15 protein-coding genes and 1 pseudogene are annotated in these 22,360 nt (G+C 42.3%); 2 read left to right on the forward strand and 14 right to left on the reverse strand.

The genetic code is table 11. The features are described from left to right. Nucleotides 1-4 precede the first annotated feature (4 nt). From EA772_RS01390 to EA772_RS01420, 7 genes are all read right to left on the reverse strand, one after another. The gene (locus tag EA772_RS01390) at nucleotides 5-3,394 is read right to left on the reverse strand and encodes an RHS repeat protein (RefSeq protein WP_124910906.1); all 3,390 of its coding nucleotides are present in this window, start codon (nucleotides 3,392-3,394) and stop codon (nucleotides 5-7) included. Between the two features lie 511 nt (nucleotides 3,395-3,905). Further along, nucleotides 3,906-4,448, reverse strand: coding sequence for a hypothetical protein (locus EA772_RS01395; RefSeq protein WP_124910907.1), 543 nt, complete (start codon nucleotides 4,446-4,448; stop codon nucleotides 3,906-3,908). Then, nucleotides 4,426-5,646 carry a PilN domain-containing protein gene (locus tag EA772_RS01400; RefSeq protein WP_124910908.1) on the reverse strand — a complete coding sequence of 407 codons (1,221 nt, stop codon included), beginning with the start codon at nucleotides 5,644-5,646 and terminating at the stop codon, nucleotides 4,426-4,428. Before EA772_RS01400 ends, EA772_RS01395 begins: the two co-directional genes overlap by 23 nt. Before the next feature lies 1 nt (nucleotide 5,647). Beyond that, the gene (locus tag EA772_RS01405; protein WP_246834019.1) at nucleotides 5,648-7,456 is read right to left on the reverse strand and encodes a type II secretion system protein GspD; all 1,809 of its coding nucleotides are present in this window, start codon (nucleotides 7,454-7,456) and stop codon (nucleotides 5,648-5,650) included. Between the two features lie 138 nt (nucleotides 7,457-7,594). Continuing rightward, nucleotides 7,595-9,067, reverse strand: coding sequence for a GspE/PulE family protein (locus EA772_RS01410; protein WP_246834020.1), 1,473 nt, complete (start codon nucleotides 9,065-9,067; stop codon nucleotides 7,595-7,597). Next, entirely contained in the window at nucleotides 9,016-9,540 is a 525-nt protein-coding gene (locus EA772_RS01415; RefSeq protein ID WP_124910910.1) for a hypothetical protein, read from the reverse strand. The genes EA772_RS01410 and EA772_RS01415 overlap by 52 nt, the downstream gene beginning before the upstream one ends. Continuing rightward, a complete protein-coding gene (locus tag EA772_RS01420; RefSeq protein WP_124910911.1) occupies nucleotides 9,540-9,956 on the reverse strand; it encodes a type IV pilin protein in 417 nt (138 codons plus the stop codon). The genes EA772_RS01415 and EA772_RS01420 overlap by 1 nt, the downstream gene beginning before the upstream one ends. 619 nt (nucleotides 9,957-10,575) lie before the next feature. Here EA772_RS01420 and EA772_RS21975 point away from each other — a divergent pair. After that, the gene (locus EA772_RS21975) at nucleotides 10,576-10,740 is read left to right on the forward strand and encodes a hypothetical protein (RefSeq protein ID WP_168187461.1); all 165 of its coding nucleotides are present in this window, start codon (nucleotides 10,576-10,578) and stop codon (nucleotides 10,738-10,740) included. Between the two features lie 49 nt (nucleotides 10,741-10,789). On the opposite strand, the gene EA772_RS01425 is transcribed toward EA772_RS21975, so the two are convergent. The 3 genes from EA772_RS01425 to EA772_RS01435 are packed head-to-tail and all read right to left on the reverse strand — an operon-like array spanning nucleotide 10,790 to nucleotide 14,555. Further along, nucleotides 10,790-11,362, reverse strand: coding sequence for a hypothetical protein (locus EA772_RS01425; RefSeq protein WP_124910912.1), 573 nt, complete (start codon nucleotides 11,360-11,362; stop codon nucleotides 10,790-10,792). Between the two features lie 9 nt (nucleotides 11,363-11,371). Beyond that, entirely contained in the window at nucleotides 11,372-12,658 is a 1,287-nt protein-coding gene (locus EA772_RS01430) for an RHS repeat-associated core domain-containing protein (protein WP_168187462.1), read from the reverse strand. Continuing rightward, the gene (locus EA772_RS01435; protein ID WP_124910914.1) at nucleotides 12,573-14,555 is read right to left on the reverse strand and encodes a DUF6443 domain-containing protein; all 1,983 of its coding nucleotides are present in this window, start codon (nucleotides 14,553-14,555) and stop codon (nucleotides 12,573-12,575) included. Before EA772_RS01435 ends, EA772_RS01430 begins: the two co-directional genes overlap by 86 nt. Nucleotides 14,556-14,779: 224 nt before the next feature. Between EA772_RS01435 and EA772_RS01440 the strand changes: the two genes are divergently transcribed. Next, nucleotides 14,780-15,127 carry a helix-turn-helix domain-containing protein gene (locus EA772_RS01440; protein ID WP_124910915.1) on the forward strand — a complete coding sequence of 116 codons (348 nt, stop codon included), beginning with the start codon at nucleotides 14,780-14,782 and terminating at the stop codon, nucleotides 15,125-15,127. Nucleotides 15,128-15,382: 255 nt separating this feature from the next. On the opposite strand, the gene EA772_RS01445 is transcribed toward EA772_RS01440, so the two are convergent. The 4 genes and pseudogenes from EA772_RS01445 to EA772_RS01455 form a co-directional block, all read right to left on the reverse strand. Next, nucleotides 15,383-15,571 (reverse strand): hypothetical protein, encoded by a 189-nt coding sequence (locus tag EA772_RS01445; RefSeq protein WP_124910916.1) that lies wholly within the window; start codon nucleotides 15,569-15,571, stop codon nucleotides 15,383-15,385. 4 nt (nucleotides 15,572-15,575) lie between these two features. Beyond that, nucleotides 15,576-18,110 carry an RHS repeat domain-containing protein gene (locus EA772_RS01450; protein ID WP_168187463.1) on the reverse strand — a complete coding sequence of 845 codons (2,535 nt, stop codon included), beginning with the start codon at nucleotides 18,108-18,110 and terminating at the stop codon, nucleotides 15,576-15,578. A 273-nt stretch (nucleotides 18,111-18,383) separates the two neighbouring features. Continuing rightward, nucleotides 18,384-19,028 (reverse strand): annotated as a pseudogene (locus tag EA772_RS22425) (DUF6443 domain-containing protein); the annotation flags it as partial. Between the two features lie 6 nt (nucleotides 19,029-19,034). Continuing rightward, nucleotides 19,035-22,034 carry an RHS repeat protein gene (locus EA772_RS01455; RefSeq protein WP_124910918.1) on the reverse strand — a complete coding sequence of 1,000 codons (3,000 nt, stop codon included), beginning with the start codon at nucleotides 22,032-22,034 and terminating at the stop codon, nucleotides 19,035-19,037. Between the last annotated feature and the right edge of the window lie 326 nt (nucleotides 22,035-22,360).

Genomic DNA, 22,360 nt, shown 5'->3' on the forward strand with positions numbered 1-22,360 from the left:
AGCCTTAATTCTTATAATGGTAAGTGTTCTGTTTAACCACATTCCCATCCTGGTCCTTCACAAACTGCAAACGCCCAAAAGCATCATAGTGATAATAGGTTGTCATGCCTTTGGCATCCGTCATACTCGTCATCCCAACCAGCGGCTTGTAAGTATAGCTGATGATCTGGGCTTCCTTAAGTAGAGGCGAACTCCTTAAGTTGGTGACAAGGTTATTCACCTCGGCATCTTTAGGATTAGAAGCAGCGAAGCTGCTTACATTCGCTGGCCCACCTAAAACTGATTCAATGGTAGCGTATGATACGTTTTTGATTTCAGCTATTGGATACTGGGAATTGTAACTGTAGAGATAGCTAGTTTTATGAAGTTGACGTTCAGTTACAAGCCTTGGCTTGCCCTCAGCGTCATGAAAACCATAGTTCCATTTTTCTTCGTAACGAGAAGGAATTTGGATGAAGTTATAAGTGTTATTGGATGTAGTTAGATCATTTCCGGAGGTAAAAACCTTCCTAAGGGAAAAAATTTTACGCTGATTAATTTGATCATAACCATACTCATTTACTACTCCAGAAATCAACTTTTCTACACCATTAATCTTTTTGAGATTGACCTCTTCTATAGGGTTATCTAATATATTATATTCAAGTAAAGAACCAAGAGATGGTGAGCTCCCAGCATTTGCAAGATAATCTTTCGGATAATATAACCGCTGAATATAACTACCGCCATCACTTGAACCATTTTCAATCTCACTCAGCATAAACCCGGAAGGGGAATATTTATATTTTCTATCTGCCAACATAGAAAGATTATTATTTACCTCCACTATTGTATCGGCTAAAAGCTTATATGCATCAGTAGATACATCATATCTTAAAACACTAAGACTATTGTAAATAGCGCTTTCATTAACACCTGAATAGTTCATTAATGTATGAGCCCCCACCTTGTACCCGAAATTATTTACCGTTGAATTGGATAATACTTGATATTGATATGACTCAGTCCTGCGCTCTTGCCCAGTAGCATCAAAAAATTTGCGTTTCAGCAATAATCCTCTTTTCCAGTCCTGAGAAGAATTTGGAGGAAAAGGGAAGGCGGCAGCATAATTTAAATCATTAAACTCTGAAAAATTACTGTATTTGGAAAGTATCCGTCCTTGATTTCCACTACCTGTTCGCGTTTTTGTCACAAAACTATAACCTATAAAAGAACCTTTACTATTGATAAGCGAACGGTTTGAAGCCGAAGAATAAACTTTATAATCACAATTAAAATATTCTGTTAAGGTCCCATTAGGCCCCTGTGCGATACGTTGGTTCACTGTAGTTTGCGTTGAAACGTACTCAGGTAAATTTCCGACTAGCCCACTAGATGAACTATTATTTGGATTATTATAATCATATTCTTCAACCATGTCCGGTCCATCAAAGCTCTTATGTATTATCCGTTTTACTCTTAGCCCTGGGCCAGCAAGTTGGACAAGAGTCGTATCTCCTGGGGTTGAGGCAGCTTGTTTAAAATAGTATAAACTTGAATTAAAGTATACGTATGGATTACCTGCATATTCTGTAGTAATATCTGCTTCAATTTTATAGTTACCTTCAACTAATTGATACACGTTGAAAATCCCAATTTGTAGCGCCCTATATATGCCATCCGGCCAAAGCATTCTAAATTGGAGGGTCGCAGAAGTTCCCGACTGCAATCCTTCTGTATAAAGGCGAAACCATGCATTTTTGTAGCTTCCGCCCTCCAAATCTGCTTGCGTAATAGTAAAAGATTTTTCAAAATGAAAATCCGTTGAGCTATTGTTATTATTTCCCGTGAGTGGTATTATAACCTCTTCAGTCCCTCCTCCTCCAGGCCCGTTTATCCTCCTTGAAACATAGTTATTACCTTCTAACTCAAGATTCATAGTTCCCCCTGTTGGATAAGTAATAGCAGTAAGCACACATTCTTTAGTAAATGCAGCATCAATATTTTTATTAGCACCTTGCTGACTTGCAGAAGATTGACTATAATAAGATACAGAAGTATTATTGTTTTGACCATTGAAATAGCCGTAATGATCTTGTGCATTTGAGTTTCGGTAGGGTAAGCCTTGACTTATATAATAAGTAAATTTATATGGCTTATCGAATAAATTGCCTCGCTCCTCCCTAACTGAATCCAAACGCAGTCTTTTTTGATCCATTGCTGTATAATAATTCAGGCCTGAAGTACCAACGGCATTATTATCAAAATAAGAAGTAAAGAACTTCATGTTTTTAACTAATTCACCATTGTGATTTATTACCTCAATCCGGTCAATGGAAACATCACCATTACAATCTTGTCTTGGAAGCCCACCGTATATATTAATTCTTCCATTTTTGAAGTTGATAGCCGAGATTCGTTTTCCAGAAATCGTATTATAAGTGTAATTATACTCCCCATATGGCTGGCAATCAACTACATTGGCTTGTATTGGAACTTTCATACGTTCCACGCCCCGGGTTAGAAAAGATATAATGGTGTTAACATACTCAAAAGTCAGTTTATTGCTTTTCGTATCCTCAACTTCTGTGAGATACCAGTTCGATACATCGAAAAAAAATCCGCCATCAATTTCTGCTGCATCAGATCTTCTGAAACGGGTGTCAGCTTCAGTATATTCACGGGCACCAAACTTGTATTTTATTCCCTTTCCATTAGTGATAATCCAATCTATGCCGTTCAAATCCCGTTGAATTTTGATATTCGGATTATTGTCCAACACATGAAAATTTCCAGACAAATCCTCAAAAAAACTAATGCTAAGATCCCCCGCCCTGGCGATATATAAATCTGGTTCAGAATCTGCAGTCCCTCTGTAAACAGCATTTATATAGGTCTGTCGTTCCAGGGCAGTCATTTGGTCATTCGCATAACGATTGGCAGAAATCTGGGAATTATATGAATCCGGAATACCGCGTGTTATCCGGATAACAGTTCCGCCAGCATTCAATGACCAACCTGTACCCGCCCAAGATGCGATATCATCAACTTTTATTCCGCCAGCATGATAGGAAAGACTCAGATTCATCGAAATATCACCCTGATTCAATTGATAGATAGGAATTTCAATATTTGGAATCCCTGTGTATTCGCCTACGGGTATCTCAAGATATTTGCCAAGGGATGCGGCGTTAGGTGAAGGAGACAGAATAGAAACCATATCTGTTGTGATCCCCGGTTGATTTGCCTGACCATAAACTTCAATACTTATTGTAAATGATAAAACAAATATTAACAATCCGGCTAGGTATTCTTTGATTAATGATCTCATAAAAGAGTGTTTGTTGTTCAGCTTCGATTGACTATCATTTGCCTGCATGAAACTGAGGTTGTTGACTTTCACAGCGTTTTTCATTTAGCTATACTTTAATTTTTAAGTTCTTCTATCTGATGTGTTATTTTTTATTTGCTATAATAAATTCAAGATTTCGTTAAATAACAATTTGTTTATTTCACCCATTTCCAATAATGATTAATGGCTACCGTTGAGTGCTGGTAGGCTTTGCAACATATCCATTAGCTTTATTAACTCTTTGAAAAAAAGCCCATATAACCAGTTTTATCACTTTTGAATTGATGTCATGCTCTTTCGAGAATTAAACTCTTTTATAAATATTTAAGCAAGCGAATTTCACGATGCATATCTAAATTATCCATGTTAAACCTTAACAATAAATCTATTTGACAAAGTAGTCAATGGAAGTGACCAAGATCGCATTTGGGGTGACGAACGCATTTGAGCTCTTTAAAATTTAGAGGAAATGAGACGATATTTTAAACGCTAACTGCTTGAAATTTACTGGCAAGAATGCTTTTAATCCATCATCAATAGCCAACAAGCGTAAATGCAAGTAAATTTAGTTTTTTTAGTATTTACTAGAGAGCGCTATTTTAAGCTGCAAATAATCATTAATTCGTTGCGATCTATCAACGCTTTCAATTGATAACGTAACCGCCGATAACCGTCCATTGCCCTTGCTTCTGCTTAAGGTATCCAGAAAGGAAACCAAATTTGGATATTTACCTTTTAACACATAATGTTTTATATTTATACCTGCAACCAATTCAGTGGTATCATTCTGTGCCGCCAAAGGCGCTACGTTGAATCCAATCAACACGTTGTTAGCTACCGCCATCCCCGAAACCGCTTGCCAGATCCGGTTATCCTCATCCCCTTTTTTCACAACGTAACCTTTCGATACCATCGCATAAAAGGCAGCCTTCTTCCTCAATTGTGAAATAGCACCAGGAGAAAAAGCGTCACTCTGTTGCTGATCATTCAATTCACGATGCAACCTAATGGCAGCAATGGTTTGCCGAAATGATAACTGATAAGCGAAGTATACAAATGTCAGCATCAAGAGGTGTAGCAGTATTCGTTTCCTGTTAGATTCCAGTTTTTGTAACATTTCCATATTGAATTAATATACTGAAAAGATAATTTTCATCCTGAGGATTTTCACTGTAATGAAGCAACCTCACGGCGGTGATCCATTTTATTTCCTTCAGCAAATAGATCCAGTTGTTTACGGACACTAGATTAGTCGTCATGCCTTGGATGATTACATTTGATGAATTTGCGCCACCAGCAGTTTGGATGTATTTTTCATCATTAAAGGCCAGCGAAGTGAGCCAGATCTGACGGGGCTTACTCTTCCCAATTTCATCCATCATTAATCCGTAATTATAACCCCCATTCCAACCTACCTCGGCCAGAAAACGTTCATGTTCACCAACACTTCTAAGCAGTTGGTCCCTCTCCTGCTGGTTGGCAATCAAATTTCCTGCCCGCTGGGTTAAACCTGCGTTTGCCAGATTATAATCGGTATAAAACAAGTAGCTGCCCAGCAATAAAATAAATAGGAAAACCAAAAAAAACATCGCACTGGTTTTCAGTTTTGCATTTTCAACAAAACCTGAATAGTCTTTTGCAGCCCCATCTATTTGTGCTTCAATCCGTTCTACATCATCCTGTAGTAGCAGTTGTAAGGCGCTGGCGTAAGCAACAAGTTCAAAAGGTCTTCCGATTTCATTTTTAAAATCTGTACTTGTTTCCATACCCAAATTACCCTGATAGTGGTAAGAGGTGAATTGCCGGCTATCATCAAAGGTGATGATATGACCGTCTAGAGAAATAGAATGGTTATCTTCCTTCAAATGCCCCCAGAGATGTGAGGTCACAATCCCACCCAAATTCACCGACAGCACCTGCAAGCCGGAACCTTTCATCTTCAGTAGCAAATCATCCAAAAGGACCTTTCTGGCAATACTGATTAGTCCACAAGATGGTTCAGAGAAAACCTGAACATAAAACTCCTTCTCAGAAATGGCAGGAAAGGCAATCTGAAATTGCTGCAGATTAGACAGCCCAGTACCTCCTGTCGTGTTTTTATGAACAACTCCCTTTCCTCCAACCGACAAAGCTATGGGATATTGCTTTGGAATCCTTTCCAACACCTGCACCAAATTTCCCTGATATTCTCTGCTTTCCTTGATTTCAAGCTGTCCCTTAATTCGCTGGAGCAAAACCGTCCTAGATTCATAAATGCCTTTATCTATGAAACGTACCTCCACGCCAAGCACCCGCGAAAAAACATTCCAGTCCATATTAATAAAGAATTGTAGGTTTGATAAACACCAAGGTAACCACCTTCGCATTGGATTTTTCCCTGCTGCTGAAGAGCCATTTTAATACAGGTATCCGTGAAAGCACAGGTACGCCTGAACCACTTTCATTACTTTCCGTACGTTCCAATCCCCCAAGGACAATCATGTCCTCATTCTTTGCCCTGATGATCGAACTGAACTTACTGGTGGACTTAGGCGGCGGCGCGTTCAAGGGCGGATTTCCTATGAAATCCGAAATGTTCACCTTGATATTCAGCGTCACCTGGTCATCGCCCGAGACCACCGGCCGGATATCGATTTCCAGATTCGCATTGACCTCGGTGAACTGTTCGGTCACAACCGTCTGGGCATTTAGCGAAGGAATAACATTCTGCGTCCGCTGACTATAGTATCTGGAACTGCCAATGCTTAAGTTCGCCGAATGCCCATTTAGTGTAGACAGTTTTGGCACCGAACGAATGTCCACATTGCTGTTATTTTCCAAAGCGCTCAACCGCACATAAAAATTAGGTGTGACCCGGCCCAGATTTACCGAACTGTTCCGCCCGATCCGGGAGAGCAGATTATTGATCGAATTGGCACCAAAAGTATAATCTATCCCGGGAAGAACGGTTCCGCCTGTTCTCACACTATCAGAAACACCTGCGGAAATTCCTGTTTTAACGGTTTTACCTTTTCTCACATCCACTAAAGTGACCTCGATCAGCACCATCGGTACAACCCGGTCGATCTGTTTGATAAAGCTTTCAATCTCTTTTACCTGAGGCGCCGAGCCGGAAAGAAGTAAGGTATTTTGTTCCCGAAACTCCTTGATCTCCACCCCTTTTCTCCAGTCACTTGGAATCATCATTTGAACAGTGTCCAAAGAGCGATGCTGCAACTGAACGATCCTGCTCAATCGCAATCCTTCTAGTTTTCGGTCACCTATCATGAATACCCCCCCCTCTTTTTTGTACGTGTATTCTGTTCCCTGTAGTAAAGCAGTAAGAAAACTTTCATAATCAATGTTTGTCAGCCTGGTGCTCACTGTTCCTTTCATTTCAGAATAGATGAAATAATTGGTGCCCATTTCAGTGGAGGCGGATTTGATTAGGTCCAATATTGGCGTATTCAGTGCATCAACACTTAGTACCCTGTTGCCAGAAGCATCTTTTTTTGAAGAAAGGTTAAAATTTCCCGCAGCAGCAGCCTGCCCGGCTACCGGTTTCTGATTTCTCTTTACTGAGGTTGCATTGTCTCCGTTGAGATATAGTTCCTCACCCTCTCCCAGTGACTGAAACAAAAACACCCCGTCATTGGTCCTGTTCATTTTCAGATCATTGGCATAAGCCAACTTCTCTAAGGCCACCTCAAAAGGTGCTGCAGCTATAAATCCGGTCACCTTTTTACTCAGCAGATTTACTGGTACCACCACATTTTTATGCGAAAGCTGGCTGATTTTTTTAGCCACAAGAAGCAAGGTATCATTATTAAGTTCAAAGCCCAGATCATCATTCGTGACATTATAACTTACCCTGATATCTTTTGGAACGAGTTCCTTTTGCATTACCGGTGCCTTGGTAACAGACATGATCGAGCCGATCATATTAATATCCAGATCATACTCCTTGGCCACAAATAACAAAATGTTCATTGCGGTCTCGTTGCGAAAATTGGTAAAAACCTTAAAGCTCAGCGAAGGGTCAATATTGATGTTCAAATTATTCGCCTGCGCTAGCGCCCGCAGAAATTCCTGGGCAGATGCGCCCGACATAGAAAGCTGAACCTTCTGGTTCAAGCCCGGTACCATCACCGCCAGATTTCGCAGGCGCTCATCAATTCGCTTCAGCCGCTCATCGCTACTATTCTGGGCGAATGAGACCTGCGCAAAAATTGAAAAAACTAGAACCAAAAGGCATCGAAGCAGCGTTAAATTTATATTTTTCATTTAAATAGATAGCAGAAGTGGGTAAATTTCTTCCAGAGATGTCTTGCCCTGTGCAAATAGTGCGAAGGCATTTCCAGAAAGGGTATTGATATTTTTCTCAAACAAAACACCTTCGATGGCCATGTTACCCATTCGTATCTCATGCGCCAAATCAGCATCCACCGGAATGACCTCATAAACCGCTTCCCGTCCCTTGTAACCAGTATAGTAACAGCGATCACAACCATTTGCCATATATTGTTCCGCCAAAACTATAGGTGGTCTAAAAGCCTTGGGGTATTCAGAGGGAGATAAGGACTTCCGCTGTTTACAGACCGGACAAAGCAGCCTAATCAGCCTTTGCGCCACAGTGGTATTGAGCGTACTGGCCAGCAGAAATCCGGGTATACCCATATCCACCAGCCTTGAAACTGTTCCCCAGGCAGAGTTTGTGTGAATCGTTGATAACACTAGATGCCCGGTCAAAGCCGCCCTGATTGCCATGTTTGCTGTTTCCGGATCCCTGATTTCACCCACCATAATTACATCCGGATCCTGTCTTAGAAAGGTACGCAAAGTAGAAGCGAACCCTAATCCGATACTCTCCTTGAGCTGTACCTGGTTAACGCCTTCCAGCGTATATTCAATAGGATCCTCAATGGTTAAAATATTTCTAGTGCTCTTATTGAGCAATTTTAGCGTTGCGTACAGAGTCGTTGTCTTTCCCGAACCCGTCGGACCGCTGATTAGAATAATCCCGTTGGGTCGTTGCACGCCTTGCATGTAGCTCGCCATATCTGCTTCGGATAAACCAAGCGTTGCCAGGTCAATATCCGTACTGCTGTTATTGAGCAGTCTCAGCACCACCTTTTCTCCATAAAGGGTTGGCAGTACCGATACTCGGATATCAAAAGGATTTTGTCTGGCCGAGCGAAACTGAATCCTTCCATCCTGCGGAAGCCTTTTCTCGGCAATATCCAGATTGGCCATGATCTTGATCTTATTTACTAGGGCTGGATAGTCTCCTTTACTGACCTGATAACGTTCCACCATCATCCCATCAATCCTCACCCGCACGCGAGATCTGGATTCAAAAGTTTCAATATGAATATCACTGCTTTTGAGCCTCCTGGCCTCATCGATCAACACGTTCAAAAAATCATCTCCCGCAGAAATTTCCCCGATCCCCTGATCAGCCGCAGTCCCTGCCACATCGCTCAAATAATGCTTGGACAGGAGCCTGGTTAATTCCTGCCCTTCCAATCCAGAGAGCTTAACTTGCAAACCCAGAACCACTTCAAGTTCATCAGCCAGTGCAACATTCAATTCCTTAGCCTCACAATACAGTTCCAACACTCCGGAAAATAAAGCAGCAGGAAACACCCTGTATTGTAAAGCAATGTCTTTAGAAATCAAGGACAGTATTTCAGAATTGATTTCCATCACCATCTCCCCCAGCCACTGACCATTGAAAAATCCGAAACCATCTTCCATTCCGATTGACACTTATCAAACAGCAGCACCCCAATCAGCATCAAGGACTGATAGCCAGCAAGCGGTATCTTCTCCCCTGAATGATTTTTATTGTACTTCAATAAAAGCGTTAGCAAAATGCACAGCAATAGACTCACTATATAAAACATAACATAGTTTACCACCGAAAAAGCGCAAGCAATACTGATCAGAAAGAGCAGATCACCTATCCCAAAATAACCTTCAAAAATGTTAGTCAATTTCCATTTGCGAAACGAGATATATAAGGTCAATAGAAAAACCTGAAGTAATACAAAGGATGAATTCCAGAGCGAAATCATCAATACATTCATACATCCCGACACAAAAACAGAATGCGCAAACAGGCCTAAAAACAACAATGGAAAGAGCCACCAATAAATCCCCCTGTACTTAAGATCCTGATAAAACATCATCCCCAGCACCATAATAATACCTCCCAACAAAGTAACCATTAGTCCGCAATAAGCTCTTTGATATTTTTGTCCTGATCAATCTGCCAGACATTAAAAGTACCATCCCCATCAAAATCCGCGACCGCAGTCGCCTTGGCCGTAAAGGTATTATTGCTCGCGGCAGTGATCTCGACTTTATAATTCGCCTTTCCGTCCTTACCATCACTAGTCAATTTTTCCTGAATGAACCCGATCTCGACCAAGTCAGAAGAATACTTGGAATTTTCATAGAAATAACCTTGCTGTAATTTAGCCAAATGTTCCAGTTGAAGCTTAGCCTCCGTAGTTTTTGCCTTCGTAATCAAAGGCATCAAATTCGGCAAAGCCAGCAAAATCAGAATTCCGATAATCACCAGAACAATCAGGATTTCGGTCAAAGTATAGGCATCAAGTCGTTTGTTCAGTTTATTTTTCATATTCACCTCATCATTATCATTCCAAAAACAGCCTAATCTTGAATCAAAAATGCCATTCAGCGGAAATCATAAATTAAAGTGCACAGAAAACAAGAATAGCACACAATCTTTTTGATGAACGATGCTTATGGAGTGATAAACTGAGATTTTGAAGTGACGAAACTAGACGCCGGGTACTCACTATGGCTATTGTTGACTTATAATGTGCTACCCTAAACTAGTATAGAGAATAATTTATGGAAAAATGAAGATATCCTATAAATTTGAATATTACTCTTTTAAATCTGCGCATAAATGCCTCTATCCAAAGGTAGCAACTCCAACTTTTTAGCAGAATATGCTCGACATTGGAAACACGATAATAGAACTCAGAAAGGCTAATTGGACTAACCAATTAATTTGACCCCGTTTCATCAATTTGCAATTACCTTTAAAAGTCTTGAAAGCGATGACGTTGTAATAAAATTATTTTTGGCGAGATGGGGTCAATTGATATCGGTTTATCCAATCTGGCCACTAAAAGCGGTATTTCAAGGTGATGATCGGCAAGTATGAGCGGGATGGCCGTACCATCCATTGAGGAGGAAATGAAGATCGGACAAGAGATTTTCAGGTATCTTTGGATTACCTCGCCGGTGAAGGTGTGAATGCCTCGTTCGATAAAAAGACCGTAAACCGCATGCAGGAAATAGAAAGCTTAAGCCCCGCCATCAAGGAAAAGCCGTTCTTCTTTATTGATACCGTCCTCAGGGACACCAAAGCGCAAAAGGCTTACGCATCTTAAACAGCAAAGCCCAACATTTCTGATGGGCTTTGTCATAGACTGAATAAATTTATTCCGCAAACTGCTCAAAAGCAATGTTCTCTATTATATAATCATGGTCAGTTTTGCCTTTTGTAACCTTAGTTGCGATAAAGCAATGACCATCAGAAACGCCCATTCCTATTTTATTCTTGATATTTCGAATATAGTTTACATCCCATTCAGATATTTTCTTAATAATAAATGGATCTATACTCGTATTATGCTTTACATTATTACCACTGAGATTCGTCTTGGTAATATGCAGTTTTTTATCAGTCGATAATTTCTTATATGAGTAGGCAAGTTCCCTGTTCCAGACTAATCCAACAAAGTTCCCCCATCCAGGACTGAACCCCTCTAGAATAATGAAACTATCTGATTGAACTACCCTTCCAATCCTCTTAAAGAGGGTAGATCGTTCTGTTTTAGCAAAATTGATAATGCTTAAATAATTGTCTTTGTCGGCAATATTAGCATTATAATAAGCCAACTGACTCTCATAAATTTGGTTTACCAAAAGGCTGGAATTATTGGACCGACTCTGTGCCAAACAAGAGGTAAGAAACAAACAGAATATTACACCACTAAAATATTTTTTCATAACTATTAATTACCAATTTCCAGGAACCCAAGTAGGTCGCACCGGTTGATTACTTCCATTTAACATTCTTGGGGCTAATGGGCTTAAAACGCCATTATTGCTTTGCGATTTATAAAACTCCCTTAGCGGCAGCCCCATTTGTGACCTTAATTGATTTTCTTTAAATGTTGCTTGCCATTCATCGTATTTCAGATCTTGATTAAGTCTAGAATCTAACAAGCCTCGATTAGAGTCTCTTCCATGAAATAACTCATGCCCTAAATTAGATGCAGCATTATTATTTTGCCCCCCTCCAAGTACCCATACATTTGCTCCGCTCGGGTTCCAATTGATTGTACCACCTGCACCTCCTAACATTGCAGAAGCAGTTGTATTTGCTAACTGGCCGGCATATTGTGGATCTGTTTGTAATTGATTAGCATATCCTGCAACACGCTGACTCGGATCTACAACAAACTCATTAGTAGAGCTGTTTTGAATTGTGAAGCTATTAGTAGATGACTGTAACTCATTTAAGAGGGAACCTCCTTCCTGAGTGCCTCCAATTGCTCCTAAAGCAGTATGCGCTTTCCCTAAAAATCCCTTATAGCCGGTCACATTACCATTCTTGTCCGTCTTCACACCTTTGCCAGTATAAGCTGAACCATCCTTATTATAAAAGCCCCCATTGTTGTAAAGAATTTTATTACCAGCATAAGATACCCAAAGAGAATCTCCGTTAATGTCAATTAAATTAATTGGATTATTAGCTGCATAGCTATATGAAGATAAATGATAATACTTCTCCGCAAACCTATCTATGACATTAAAACGCCCAATTACTGGATCATAGAACCTTGCCCCGTAATCATATTGCCCACCCAGCTCATCCTGCACCTCCTTGCCATTGTAGAGATATTTATTCGTTGTTGCCACCGGAGATATTGACTTCCTCAATCCAAAGGGATAGTAATCATCCTGCTGAAGCCTTCTTACCGCTCCATTGTAAATATCGAAACTATAACGCACATTTCCAAGATGATCACTCAGATTATATTGATAACTGTATCCACCTGAACCGTTGTTCAGTGCTATGCCTTCCTCGGTATGTATAAAGTCAATCGTTCCATCCGGTTTGTATTCAATTCCGTCAATGTAGTTTCGCACTGATCCGTTGGCATTCTTCCTTAACTTCCTCCCGCTGGCATCATAGGTGTAAGTCAGATTGATGTTAGGTATATGTCTGGGCAGGTTCAGGTGATTGTATTGCACCGTATAACCTGAGCGGCCATCCGTTGTCGCATTGCCATTCATCATAGTCATAGCCATTGGTCACATAAGCCACATACCACAGCCTGTTCCCATGCTGGTAGTCGTAACTGTTCGCATTGCCCCCGTCCCTGGACAAGTACTTTAAGTTCCCCATCACGTCATACTCCACCTGCTCGCTCATCGGGTAGGAAAGGCCTGATGCAGCCCCCCGCTTCAATCTATTCAACCTGTCATAAGTGTATACAAAAGTGTAAGGGAGCGCCTCGCCCGCGCCCCAGCGCTGGTTGGCGATATTCCCATTGTACTGCGCCTCCGCGCCATCTACCGCGTCATTGTACTTGAGCTCCATGCTGAACTCATTGCTCTTGCTGCTCCTCAACCAGCCCCGTTCGTTATATGTTAGTTTTGTTCCCTGGGTTTCATTGTGGAGTTTCTTCTCCTGGAGCTGCCCGAGCTCATTATAGGCCAGATAACTCAAATTAACCTCTCCCGCATCATTGATGTTCTCGAAGGTCGCCGCCTTCCTGCCCATATGGTCATATTCATAACGGGTCGCAATCTTAGTACTTTGCCCATTGGCATAATGCATCCGCACACTGTTCATTAAGTTCCCATCAAACTTCCAAACGTTTTCAACGATATCGTAATTGGATGCACTGACAGCACCCGTTAGGTAATGCTGCGAATAGCTCTTCACCACCCGACCCTCACGGTCATAATAGTTTACCGTCCACAAAAACTGGTCCGTCGTACCCAGCACCTTCACCTTGCTCGCTGTCAACAGCCCCTTGGTCATATTGCTGAAGCTTGCAGATTCATTATGAGGTAGCCCGGGTATATCATAGTCATCATAATAGTTGACCACATCGATTTGCATGTTAGGGTAATTGCCTGGTGCACTGGCATTGTCATAACCATGGAGGTTATTCCCCGCAGTGCTGCGTTTGTCCCAGAAGGCACCATAAGAGTTTACCGTAGCCTGGACATCAATTCTGGTTCCCGTATGTCCGATCTCCACCCCCGTCATTGTTACCCTGCCTAAAGCATCATATTTCGTAAATGCCCGCTCAGCCCGCTGTGCCTGCACCGCGTCCTGACTGAACACCACCTGGTCTAGAGGATTATAAATCAGTTCCTCCCAGCCCTTGCCCGGCACCTTCTTCCTGATTACACGATTTCGCCCGTCATAATGGTAACCATAGATGAACCTGTCAAATACCGGATCGCTCTCGATGAAACTTGAAATCTCTCCCGCATCAGGACGGTCTGTATGCAGGTTCACCGCCGGGGGAAGCACATAGCGAAGGTTACCAAGATCATCATATACATAATAGGTGTTCAGGCTCTTCGACACCGTCTCCCATGTGCGCTTCAGCACCACCCGCCCTTCAAGATCCTTGAACTCCTGAGTGGCACCTGTCATCCCATCCTCAGGCTGCCAGTTCTCATCATTGCTCGTGCTCAGGTATAGTCTGCCCGCCAGGTAATAGCCGCTGTTGTCCTGGGCGATGGAAGCCCCGTTCCCACTGACCACCCAGCGCCTCACCTCCCCGGATGCATTTGTACCATACCGCTGCTTTAACGTGTGTCCCGCATCGCTCCCCGCGACAGGCTGCCAGTCTGTTCCGGCTGATCCCTGTTCCAGCACCCGGTTCAGCGGGCTTGCCTCAAAAACAACCTTCCCAAAAGCCGCACCAGTCTGCGGAATGCTCGCAGAAGGTGGATTATTGTAATAAGCCGCCTGTCCGCCCCCGGAGATCGCGTCCGAGCGGTATGCGCCGTTATTGTTCCAAACCGAATACGGAAGGTATTTTTTATCCTCCCGCCCGAAAGCATCATAACCCACCGGCTGCACCACATCATGCCCGGGAAGCCCCCCATTGACGATCACCGTCTGCAACGGCCTTCCAAGCCCGTCCAGGTACTGAACTGTTTCATTCACCTCACAAATCCCCCGGCCGGAGAGATTATTCGGATCAATCCCCGGAGCCCTGAATATACGTGTACTGATAAAATTCTGGTTGCTGCTCGCTGAGGTGGACTAACCAATTAATTTGACCCCGTATCACCAATTTGCAATTACCTTTAAAAGTCTTGAAAGCGAAGACGTTGTAATAAAATTATTTTTGGCGAGATGGGGTCAATTAATATCGGTTTATCCACATTATGGCAGAAACAATTCATATCGGCAGAAAGATCAGCCGGATCAGAGAGATCAGGGGCATCAAACAGGATTACCTCGCTATTGAGATGGGCGTCAGCCAGCAGACCATTTCCAAGATCAAGCAGAGCGAGAGCGTGGAAGAAGAAACACTTGGCAAGGTTGCAAAGGCTTTGGGCGTTACACCCCAGGCCATCAAGAGCTTTAGCGAAGATGCCATTATCAACTACTTCCACGACCAGAGCTATTTTAACTACCAGTGCACCTTTAACCCACTGGACAAGGTAATGGAACTTTATGAACGCCTCCCGCAGGCCGAAAGGGAAAAGAATGAACTCTTAAAAGGCAAGTAAACAGCCATTCTATGCATCAAACAGCCAGCAAAGCCGGCCATTGCATCAAAACCCTAAGTTGCGCAGGGTTTTCTTCCTTCGCCGGGGGGCGAAGGCAAGCAGGTTTTTGGGTACCCAAAAACACAACTTGCAGGTATAAAAACAACAATAGGCTGCATAGTCAGATATACAGCCTATTAGTTTATCAGCAAAGGGACCTCTCATAAGTTAAATCAAGACGGCCTCTTGAATCTACCGGAACTTTAATGAACAAATTTATATAGTAATTAGCCCCTCTTGTTTTAGAATAGCTTCAATTGATTCCTCATCCCTTATATCTACTTCATTAAGAATAGATCTTACTTTTCCAACGTCTTTTTCTTTGACGGCTTTGTCAAACTCGTTTATTAAACCACTCACATAAAGTCGTTCATTTACAGTCATCCCTGAATATTTATTTTCCATAGGTTTAAAACGCAGGATTTGCACCTGAAACTCTTTTAATTTTCACATCTTCTGGTTTAATAATAAGCTCGGGCAAACCTCCTTTATTCCCATCTAAGGGCAGGGCGGATCGTTTCTCAATGATTTTTTTCGCATCTACAACTCCTTCTAACACGAATTGCCCTGTATTAACAGATCCACTTGCTCCACCAGAAGGAAGCCCTGCTGCATCCCTAAAATTAGTTACACTGTTAGGATTTTGAGTTGTCCAAGAAAAGCCCTCAGCTTTTGCATCGCCTCCATACACTCTATAAACATTGGTACCGGCTGATTCTGCTGAAGAGGCACCTTTCAAACTTCCAAGCCCTTTTGCTACCCCCTCTGTAGCGAGAACAACAGTGGCTTCCGCCAATTTAGTACCAACAGCATGCCCCAACACAGAAAGATCCCCTTTTGATGCAGCTGAAGAAACAGCTAATCCCTGCTTCGCCATACCATAGGTACCAAAAGTAGCGGTATTTAATATATTTTCTTTTATGGCTCCTGGAGTAAATTGACTCTTTACGGTTTGAACAGGATTTAGTACCGCTTGCTTAATGTTACCAAAATAACCTGTAAATCCTTGTTTCACGCCTCCCCAAAAACCAGGTCCAGGCCCCGGCCACATCCCATCTGGATCAATGAAGTAGATCGGATTGTCAAATGCATAAGCATAAGGAGACCACCTTCTACCAAGCTCTGCTTTTGGATCAATCACGTTCCATCTTCCAATAATTGGGTCATAGAACCTTGCGCCATAATCATATTGCCCGCCGAGCTCATCCTGCACCTCCTTGCCATTGTAGAGATACTTGTTCGTCGTTGCCACCGGAGATATTGACTTCCTCAATCCAAAGGGATAGTAATCATCCTGCTGGAGCCTTCTTACCGCTCCATTATAAATATCGAAACTATAACGCACATTTCCAAGATGGTCAGTCAGATTATATTGATAGCTGTATCCACCTGAACCATTGTTCAGTGCTAGACCCTCTTCGGTCTGTATAAAATCAATCGTTCCATCCGGTTTGTATTCAATTCCGTCAATGTAGTTTCGCACTGATCCGTTCGAGTTCTTCCTGATCTTGCGTCCCGTCCCGTCATAGGTGTAGGTCAGGTTGATATTTGGGATATGAAATGGGAGATTAAAATGATTGTATTGCACCGTATAACCTGAGCGGCCATCCGTTGTCGCATTCCCGTTCACATCATAGGCGTAACCATTTGTTACATAAGCCACATACCACAGCCTATTCCCATGCTGGTAGTCGTAACTGTTCGCATTGCCCCCGTCCCTGGAAAGGTACTTAAAGTTGCCCATCACATCATATTCAACCTGCTCGCTCATCGGGTAGGAAAGGCCTGATGCAGCCCCCCGCTTCAATCTGTTCAGCCTGTCGTAACTGTATACGAAAGTGTATGGAAGCGTTTCCCCCGCGCCCCAACGCTGGTTGGCGATATTGCCATTGTACTGCGCCTCTGCGCCATCTATCGCGTCATTGTACTTGAGCTCCATGCTGAACTCATTGCTCTTGCTGCTCTTCAGCCAGCCCCGTTCGTTATATGTTAGTTTTGTTCCCTGGGTTTCATTGTGCAGTTTCTTCTCCTGGAGCTGCCCAAGCTCATTATAGGCCAGGTAACTCAAATTAACCTCTCCCGCATCATTGATGTTCTCGAAGGTCGCCGCCTTCCGGCCCAGATGGTCATATTCATAACGGGTCGCAATCTTAGTACTTTGCCCATTGGCATGATGCGTCCGCACACTGCTCATTAAGTTCCCATCAAACTTCCAAACGTTCTCAGTGATATCGTAATTGGATGCACTGACAGCACCCGTTAGGTAATGCTGCGAATAGCTCTTCACCACCCGGCCCTCACGGTCATAATAGTTTACCGTCCACAAAAACTGGTCCGTCGTACCCAGCACCCTCACCTTGCTCGCTGTCAACAGCCCCTTGGTCATATTGCTGAAGCTTGCAGATTCATTATGCGGTAGCCCGGGTATATCATAGTCATCATAATAGTTGACCACATCGATTTGCATGTTAGGGTAATTGCCCGGTGCACTGGCATTGTCATAACCATGGAGGTTATTCCCCGCAGTGCTGCGTTTGTCCCAGAAGGCACCATAAGAGTTTACCGTAGCCTGGACATCAATTCTGGTTCCCGTATGTCCGATCTCCACCCCCGTCATTGTTACCCTGCCCAAAGCATCATATTTCGTAAATGCCCGCTCAGCCCGCTGTGCCTGCACCGCGTCCTGACTGAACACCACCTGGTCTAGAGGATTATAAATCAGTTCCTCCCAGCCCTTGCCCGGCACCTTCTTCCTGATTACACGATTTCGCCCGTCATAATGGTAACCATAGATGAACCTGTCAAATACCGGATCGCTCTCGATGAAACTTGAAATCTCTCCCGCATCAGGACGGTCTGTATGCAGGTTCACCGCCGGGGGAAGCACATAGCGAAGGTTACCAAGATCATCATATACATAATAGGTGTTCAGGCTCTTCGACACCGTCTCCCATGTGCGCTTCAGCACCACCCGCCCTTCAAGATCCTTGAACTCCTGAGTGGCACCTGTCATCCCATCCTCAGGCTGCCAGTTCTCATCATTGCTCGTGCTCAGGTATAGTCTGCCCGCCAGGTAATAGCCGCTGTTGTCCTGGGCGATGGAAGCCCCGTTCCCACTGACCACCCAGCGCCTCACCTCCCCGGATGCATTTGTACCATACCGCTGCTTTAACGTGTGTCCCGCATCGCTCCCCGCGACAGGCTGCCAGTCTGTTCCGGCTGATCCCTGTTCCAGTACCCGGTTCAGCGGGCTTGCCTCAAAAACAACCTTCCCAAAAGCCGCACCAGTCTGCGGAATGCTCGCAGAAGGTGGATTATTGTAATATGCCGCCTGTCCGCCCCCGGAGATCGCGTCCGAGCGGTACGCGCCGTTATTGTTCCAAACCGAATACGGAAGGTATTTTTTATCCTCCCGCCCAAAAGCATCATAACCCACCGGCTGCACCACATCATGCCCGGGAAGCCCCCCATTGACGATCACCGTCTGCAGCGGCCTTCCAAGCCCGTCCAGGTACTGAACTGTTTCATTCACCTCACAAATCCCCCGGCCGGAGAGATTATTCGGATCAATCTCCGGAGCCCTGAATATACGTGTACTGATAAAATTCTGGTTGCTGCTCGCTGAGGAAACGAAGGGCCTGCAGTCTGCATAACTTCTGCCTGTTGTAAAGATCCGTACAGAGGTGCCCGGAGCAGGTGGAGGGATATGAAAAGGCGCCTCTAGCGTTACGCTCAATGGGGCACTGATGTTCTGCGCACCATCATAGGCAGACAGCCTCTTATGGTTATCCTGGGCAAAGCAAATATTGGATTGAGCAAAAGCAGCCGCTGCCACCAGTGCCCCAGTTATTAACTTCTTCATAAAGCCTTAATTTTTATAATGGTAAGTATTCTGCTTAACCACATTCCCATCCTGGTCCTTTACAAATTGCAAACGCCCAAAAGCATCATAGTGATAATAGGTCGTCATACCTTTGGCATCCGTCATACTCGTCATCCCAACCAGCGGCTTGTAAGTATAGCTGATGATAAAAGCATCTTTTAGTAAAGAAGAATTTCTTAAAATATTTACAATTGAATTAACCTGGCTATCTGTCAGATTTGAGTTGGTAATATGTTTTACCCCCGCTTCACCACCCAATAATTGTTCTACAATGTTATAATTAGCATTTTTAATTTCTGCAATAGGATGTTGTCCCATATATGAATATAAATAGCTAGTCTGCAAACCCTTTTTATCCAAATGGCTAAGATTACCGTAGATGTCATAAGCTTTAAAATCTATCTCGGTTTCATAGTCATAAGAACCATTTTTAGTCAGAAGACTTAAAGGATAGATTCGAGCTGTTGAATAGTTGACAGGCTTTTTTTGCCAATAACTAAAATTATGCCTCATCGAACTAAGAAATATTGTAGAATTTCCATCGACGAGATAATTTTGCTTTTCGATAACAGGTTTTAAAATGTTTCGGCTAACCATTCCGTCATAAGGGGAGGCTGTACTAAAGTCAACGGGATATTTTGAAACGGAAAAGTTATATGTTTGATCGCTATTTATTCTTTTTTCTTCGGCCAACTGTAAGTAGTCATTATAACTATATTGATGCTCAATTATCGTAGAATCTCCGGATTCATGGTTTGTAACATGCCTCTCCCTAAAAGGGAGCATCACTTTAAGCGATGCGGTTGTGTTTTCATGAATAAGGCGACTAAAAGCATCATCAGCACCGTTTATAAGAACATATCCTTCCGGAGGTGTGTAGGAAATAGGGGTAAGTTGCATTGGGTTAAACGTTAGTTCCGAGCTAAAGTTCAGTCCAGTATTTATTGTGATATTTTTATATTCATTATATAGAATGCTATTACTTGATACAAGTATATAGTTCCCATTTTGAAACTTATAATCTTCTTTTCGAACAAGTCGAGGTTTTACATTTCCATTATCATATGTATATGGACTTTCAAATCTGCTACTTATAAACGGTGAAGAGAAATTTTCCGTGTAATAATGAACGGTTTTACCTGTATTATTACTTGGGGTCCCGTTATATTCAGTGACCTGATCATAAATAACCGGAGCCTGAGATGTACCTATCATCCTTCCTATAGGCGTGGATGTACAATATGGTGCGCTTGTGCTAACATGTAAATTTGCATTGGCAGGATGATAAATTTGTCCTGCAATCGAGTAATTATATGTGTCTTCTCTGTATTGAAATAATGATGGAGAAATCAGCCCATAATCATAATGTGGTTTTGAGAAATATTCGTATGACTTCACCTCTGGCAAAGAAATTGAATCTTTAAAATTTGATATTGTTTTCACTCTTAGCCCACCAACCCGTCCATCGATTGGTTTATCACTTGCTTGGTAGTTATATACGCCCGGATCTACCTGATTCAATTCATACTCAAAAAGAGTTTTTCCACCCGTCGGGTAGCTAATACGATTCAAGACCAGCATTTTGGCAAAATTTATATTGGGATACTTCGTTATGAATTCATAGGTTTGGTTTGGAACATCAAGTTTATTAAATTCTGGAACATATGAACTAGTGGGCATCCCATTTGAATATCCCCAGAAATCCTCACTTACCGTTGAATGGACGTTGCCATAAACAAGGGTTGGATATGGCGGAGCGGTTGTTTGGTCATATCCAAATGAATGAATGTTTCCATTATTAACAACCTGATCAAGTAACATCCGGTTGTCTTTATATGATTGGAATAAATTGACATTTGTAACAATATGACCACTGCTACGGTCAATTGCCTTAATTCCTGTTAAACGCGATATTGGATTGGGGTAGCCGCTTAACTGCCGGTCTTGCCTATCCAGCGCATATTCGAACTTCAAAGTTGAAGACTTCGTCACAATACTATCCATTAAATACGGATAATCAAAATAATAATCGTTTCCGTAATGCAAATCCTGTTGCGATTTCCTAACCGATTCAATACCGAAAATCTCTCCTCCCGAATATCTAAATCTGGCTTCACTTCGGTCGTAATAGGACGGATAAGGGGAATAATTGTTTACGTCATAATAAATGATGTAGTCATTGAAAGAGCTATAGCCAATACTTTCAGTATGAGAGTAAAAAGAAATGGTATCCTCTTGGTCTGCAGAAATAATTTTTTTCACACTCCAGGTCTGGGCATTGAAGTTTGTTGCCCTTTCAAATAGATAAGAGGTTCCGTCATCATCAATAATCAAGATTTGCTTTGTGACCTCGCCCTGAGGTAAATTATTGGGATTTATTTTCACTTTAATAGGTTGATAAGGAATGAGATATGCGTTACCTGTCTTAAAGTCCCTTCTGAAAACACCACTTTTTCCATTAGGCAATGTGAAGTTAAATCGGTCCGACATGAGGTCTAAGGCCGAATTATAATAGGCATAATTAAATAGATCAGTAACGAATGACGTGGAATTTCCGCTGCCATTTGCCTGATGGTAAGCAGAATCAATGGCTTCTTTTGTTCGATAAGGAAAAAGAAAAAGGTTGTCATCACTTTCAATATCAGGACGACCGCAAATAGTCCTTGTAATATTTCCTCCTGTATTAATGACCCATCCGATTCCCACCTCGCTAGATACATCCCTAACTTTAATTCCAGATGCATGATATGACAAAGTTACAGGAATTTTTAGTTTCCCTGATGCTATCTCCAAAAGTGGTATACTAATATTCGGAACGCCAGAACTCATGTCTACGGGTATTTCGCCATATCTAAGAAAATTAGCAGCCGTTGGAGATGATGGTCGATTATAGTATACTGGTAATGTCTGACCATACGCGGTAGCGATGTTGCCTATGACACATAAAATTGGTAGCCAAAAGTACCTCAATAATTGGATTTTCATTTAAATTGATATTATTCTGTCTGAATTTGTCTTTTTATAAACTCCTTCTTCTTTGTGCTATCAGCTTTGAAAGGCAGGTATCAAGAAGGAAAACTTTACCGATTGATTTTCTAATATTGATACTAACTGTTACATTGTGAAATCAATTTGATAAACGCGCCAGATTCTATCATGAACAAACGATTTTAAGTGATGAACGGAGTCAAAATATTTCGAAATGAAGTGAAAAATAATAGTGAAATTATTGCGATCCATCACAATTCATTGGTAGATTCTAAATGAACCATTGACACGTATTAAGATCAATTAGCGGTGAAACGAAATAT

The sequence above is a fragment of the Pedobacter sp. G11 genome, assembly GCF_003860265.1.
Taxonomy (GTDB): domain Bacteria; phylum Bacteroidota; class Bacteroidia; order Sphingobacteriales; family Sphingobacteriaceae; genus Pedobacter; species Pedobacter agri.